We start from the raw sequence: 4,389 nt of genomic DNA on the forward strand, positions 1-4,389 counted from the left end.
GACGGCCAGAGCGACGGCCAGAGCGACGGCCAGAGCGACGGTGGAGACAACGAGGGTCAGAGCGAGGGTGGCGACAGCCAGGGCAGCGTGACGTCCGGAGGCACGGGTGGCGACACCGGTGGCGACAACGGCACCTGCGTCCTCACCAACGACAACGTGCAGTGCGAGGACGGCACCGACACCGACAACGCCAGTTCTCCGCAGCAGGTGACCCAGGACAAGCCCAAGGAGGAGCTGGCCGAGACCGGTTCCACCGAGATCGCTTTCCTGCTCGTTGGCGCGGCCACCATGATCGCTGGTGGTGTCGGCTTCCGGCTGATGCCGCGGCTGGTCACTCGCCGCTCGGCTGTCTGAGCAGCGCCGCTGACCCGATTCGTCGCTGCTGCCACGGGAACCGTTGACCGCTGACACCGATCCGCCACCCGGGTGGCGGAGGTGGCCCGGAGCCGGTCCCGCCGAGCGGTATGACAAGAGGCCCGGAGCGCCTTGCTCCGGGCCTCTTTGCTGCTCGCGCCACGGAGGTGACCGTGTGCGGTCAGTCAGCGATTCGTTTGCTGTCACGTAGAGTGACCGATGATCGCTCCATGGAGCCGCGCCGTGGCCGTCAACCCGTCGGGGTGCTCACCGACTCGGCGACACCCCCGGTTCCTCGGCTTCGCGCTGCCTGTTCCCGGCGCTGTCCCAGCGCCATCAGCCGGCGTGTCGCAGCACCAGCGCAACCGCAATGAGCGCCCCAAGGAGCACCAGCAGCCCCATGGGAGTCAGGCCGCTGAGCAGGCCCTGAAGGCCGCCCTGCTGGTGCAGGCGCTCACGGTTGGCGCGGCAGACCGTGCACCGCCCCTCGCTCACCGGGCTGGAGCAGTTGGCGCACACCAGTCGGTCGCATGTCATGCGATCTCCTCCTTGCCCTGCCAACGCCGCGGAGCCCTCGTGGGTTCCTGTCCATACCACTGTGCCAGGTTCCCTGGCTATGGGGCGTCCCGCCTGACTGCTCCCGAGCTCCTCCAAGGTCTTATGCCCCAGTCATCCGTTTTTGCACAGTGAACCAGCCCACCCACCCCCGGTGCCGACTGCATCGCGCCCGCGGATTCGCGTATCGTCACCGAACCAGGAGAGCCGTCCCCGGTTGTCCTGTAGCCCCCTACACTGGCCGACCGTGATGCAGCCGTGATCCGATTTGACAATGTCTCCAAGAACTACCCGAAGCAGACGCGCCCGGCTCTGCGGGACGTCTCGCTCGAGATCGAGAAGGGTGAGTTCGTCTTCCTGGTGGGCTCCTCCGGCTCGGGAAAGTCCACTTTTCTGAAACTCATCCTGCGTGAGGAACGGGCCAGCGTCGGCGCCGTTCACGTGCTGGGCAAGGACCTCGCCCGGCTGTCCAACTGGAAGGTGCCGCACCTGCGCCGGCAGCTCGGGAACGTGTTCCAGGACTTCCGCCTGCTGCCGAACAAGACGGTGCGGGAGAACGTCGCGTTCGCGCTCGAGGTCATCGGGAAGTCCCGGAGCTCCATCCGCAAGGTGGTTCCCGAGGTCCTGGACCTGGTCGGCCTCGCCGGCAAGGAGGACCGGATGCCCGGCGAGTTGTCCGGTGGTGAACAGCAGCGGGTGGCCATCGCCAGGGCCTTCGTCAACCGGCCCATGCTGTTGATCGCCGACGAGCCGACCGGCAACCTCGACCCGCAGACCTCGGTCGGCATCATGAAGCTGCTGGACCGGATCAACAGGACCGGCACCACGGTCGTCATGGCCACCCACGACCAGCAGATCGTGGACCAGATGCGCAAGCGCGTCATCGAGCTCGAGCAAGGACGACTGGTCCGGGACCAGTCGCGCGGTGTCTACGGCTACCAGCACTGAGCGCCGCCCCGCACCCGGGAGGTTCGGCGTCCCGGAGCTCCCGGGGACGTCGAGCGGGGGACAGCCCCAGCCGAGCCGCCAGCCACTGAAAGGACATCATGCGGGCCCAGTTCGTCCTGTCGGAGATCAGCGTCGGTCTCCGGCGGAACCTGACGATGACCTTCGCGGTGATCGTGAGCGTTGCGCTCTCCCTCGCCCTCGCCGGCGGCAGTTTGCTCGTCCGCGAGCAGGTCGACACCATGAAGGGCTACTGGTTCGACAAGGTCCAGGTGTCGATATTCCTGTGTAACAAGGACGACGCCAAAACGGTCAAGAGCTGCGCAAGAGGTGCGGTAACCGAACAGCAGAAGAAGGAGATCGCGGCCGAGCTGGACAAGCTCGAGGTCGTGGAGAAGGTCTACTACGAGTCCTCCGCCGAAGCCTTCGAGCGCTACCAGAAGGACTTCAAGGAAAGCCTGCTCGCCTCCAATGTGACGGCGGACCAGATGCAGGACTCGTTCCGGGTCAAGTTGAAGGACCCGGACAAGTACCAGGTGATCAGCAGCGCGTTCAACGGCCGGCCCGGGGTGATGCAGGTCAACGACCAGCGAGCGCTGCTGGAGAACCTGTTCGACCTCCTCAACGGTATGAACCGGGTGGCCTATGTGCTGATGGCGCTGATGCTGGTCGTTGCGCTGCTGCTGATCGTCAACACCGTGCGGGTGTCGGCGTTCAGCCGCCGAAGGGAAACCGGCATCATGCGCCTGGTGGGCGCCAGCGGCTTCTACATCCAGATGCCGTTCATCATGGAGGCTGCCATCTCGGGTCTGATCGGAGGTGCCCTGGCCTGCGCGATGCTGGTTGCGGGCAAGTACTTCCTGATCGACAACTGGCTGGTGGACAAGATCGAACTGATCACGTTCATCGGCTGGGACTACCTGCTGGTGCCGGTGATACCGCTGGTGCTGGTGGTGGGGATGCTGATGCCCGCGGTGGCCGCGTTCTTCACCCTCCGCAAGTACCTCAAGGTCTGACGGGCGCCGCTCACCCGCGCGAGGGAAAAGGCGGTGCAGGGTGTGGACGTCCGCCCCGGCCACCCACCTGTGGCCGGGGCGGTGTCGTCGGTCCAGCCCCGGTCAACACGTCATCGGCAGCGGTTCCTCGCCCACCGGGTGTCCTAGACTCCCAGCCATGTCCGGCCCCTCGTTCGGCAGACCCCGTGGCATTCGGCAGGGGGCAGCCCTGGCGCTCGTCCTCGGTGCCGTGGTCGCAGCCGGTACGGCCACCGGCACCTGGGACGACCCGCCCCAGCACCCCGTGCCGCTGACTTCGGACACCGTCGCTGACAGCGAACAGCGCGACACGTCGGGGTCCCGGGACTCGCCAGGCTCGGACCCGTCCACGGCGCTCTCCGAGGCCCTGGACCGGGGGAACGTCGCACCCGACGACGCGAAGGCCCTGGTCAGCCGCAGTGGCGACCGCTGGGCCAGCTACTACACCGAGCAGGAGTACGAGGACTTCCAGAAGACGCTGGACGGCGAGTACGTCGGCGTCGGCGTGTGGGTGCGCCGGACCGGAGCCGGGCGGATCCAGGTCAGCCAGGTGCAGTCCGGCGGTCCCGCGGACCAGGCCGAGGTGCGGCCCGGCGACTGGCTGACCCGGATCGACGGCCGCCCCGTGACCGGCCGCCCGGTCACCGACGTGGTGCGGCTGCTGCGGGGCGAGGACGAGGTGCGCGCCGGGGCCGGCTCACCCGTGTCCCTCGGCCTGGAACGCGACGGGCGGAACCGGGACGTCGTGCTGCGGCGCGCCGTGCTCACGGCCAAGGGCGTGTCGGTGGGGAAGCTGGCCCCGGGGATCACACGGATCAAGGTCACCTCGTTCACCCGGGGCGTGGGGGAACAGGTGCAGGGAGCGATGCGCCGCGTCCGGTCCCGTCCGGACGCCGACCGCGGCGGGGTGGTGCTCGACCTGCGGGGGAACCCCGGAGGCCTGGTCGATGAGGCGACCCGTACCGCGTCGGCGTTCCTCGACGGCGGTCTGGTGGCGACCTACGACGCCCTCGGTGAGCAGCGGGCGCTGTTCGCCGAGGCAGGTGGGGACACCAGGACCCCGCTGGTGGTGCTGGTGGACGGGGGCACCATGAGCGCCGCCGAGATGCTCGCCGGCGCCCTGCAGGACCGGGGCCGTGCCGTGCTGGTCGGGTCGCGGACCTTCGGCAAGGGCTCGGTGCAGGAACCCAGCACGTTGTCCGACGGCTCGGTGGTGGAGGCCACCGTGGGCCGGTACCGCACGCCGTCCGGCCATACCGTTGACGGCTCCGGGGTCTGGCCCGACCTGGAGGTGGACGCCGGGCTCGGCCCAGGTGCGGCCCAGCAGCAGGCCTGCATGGTGCTGCGCGGTCTGGGCACCCGGAAGGACACGGACGCCCGTGGCGGCCCGGTCCCGCCGGGCTAGGTGTACTGTTCCGGGACGTTGGTGACACGCGTGCTGGGTGCTTGAACGGGTGAGGGCCTTCTGGGTTCGGTGTGGATTGCGACATCTGCACCGACC

General features: G+C 68.4%; 5 protein-coding genes. 4 read left to right on the forward strand and 1 reads right to left on the reverse strand.

Annotated features, from left to right (window positions below; all coding sequences use genetic code 11):
- Window positions 1-354: LPXTG cell wall anchor domain-containing protein (locus A3IG_RS0126800; RefSeq protein ID WP_018386671.1), on the forward strand; the 354-nt coding region annotated here is incomplete at its 5' end.
- 336 nt (window positions 355-690) lie between these two features.
- Here the strand turns inward: A3IG_RS0126800 and A3IG_RS0126805 are convergent.
- Window positions 691-891 carry a hypothetical protein gene (locus tag A3IG_RS0126805; protein ID WP_018386672.1) on the reverse strand — a complete coding sequence of 67 codons (201 nt, stop codon included), beginning with the start codon at window positions 889-891 and terminating at the stop codon, window positions 691-693.
- Window positions 892-1,167: 276 nt separating this feature from the next.
- Between A3IG_RS0126805 and ftsE the strand changes: the two genes are divergently transcribed.
- The 3 genes from ftsE to A3IG_RS0126820 all read left to right on the forward strand — a co-directional run bounded on the left by ftsE (window position 1,168) and on the right by A3IG_RS0126820 (window position 4,293).
- Window positions 1,168-1,857 (forward strand): cell division ATP-binding protein FtsE, encoded by a 690-nt coding sequence (ftsE, locus tag A3IG_RS0126810; RefSeq protein WP_018386673.1) that lies wholly within the window; start codon window positions 1,168-1,170, stop codon window positions 1,855-1,857.
- Between the two features lie 98 nt (window positions 1,858-1,955).
- Window positions 1,956-2,870, forward strand: coding sequence for a permease-like cell division protein FtsX (gene ftsX / locus A3IG_RS0126815; protein ID WP_018386674.1), 915 nt, complete (start codon window positions 1,956-1,958; stop codon window positions 2,868-2,870).
- 157 nt (window positions 2,871-3,027) lie between these two features.
- Window positions 3,028-4,293, forward strand: coding sequence for a S41 family peptidase (locus tag A3IG_RS0126820; protein WP_018386675.1), 1,266 nt, complete (start codon window positions 3,028-3,030; stop codon window positions 4,291-4,293).
- The last annotated feature ends 96 nt before the right edge of the window (window positions 4,294-4,389 follow it).

The organism is Wenjunlia vitaminophila DSM 41686 (assembly GCF_000380165.1).
Lineage (GTDB): Bacteria > Actinomycetota > Actinomycetes > Streptomycetales > Streptomycetaceae > Wenjunlia > Wenjunlia vitaminophila.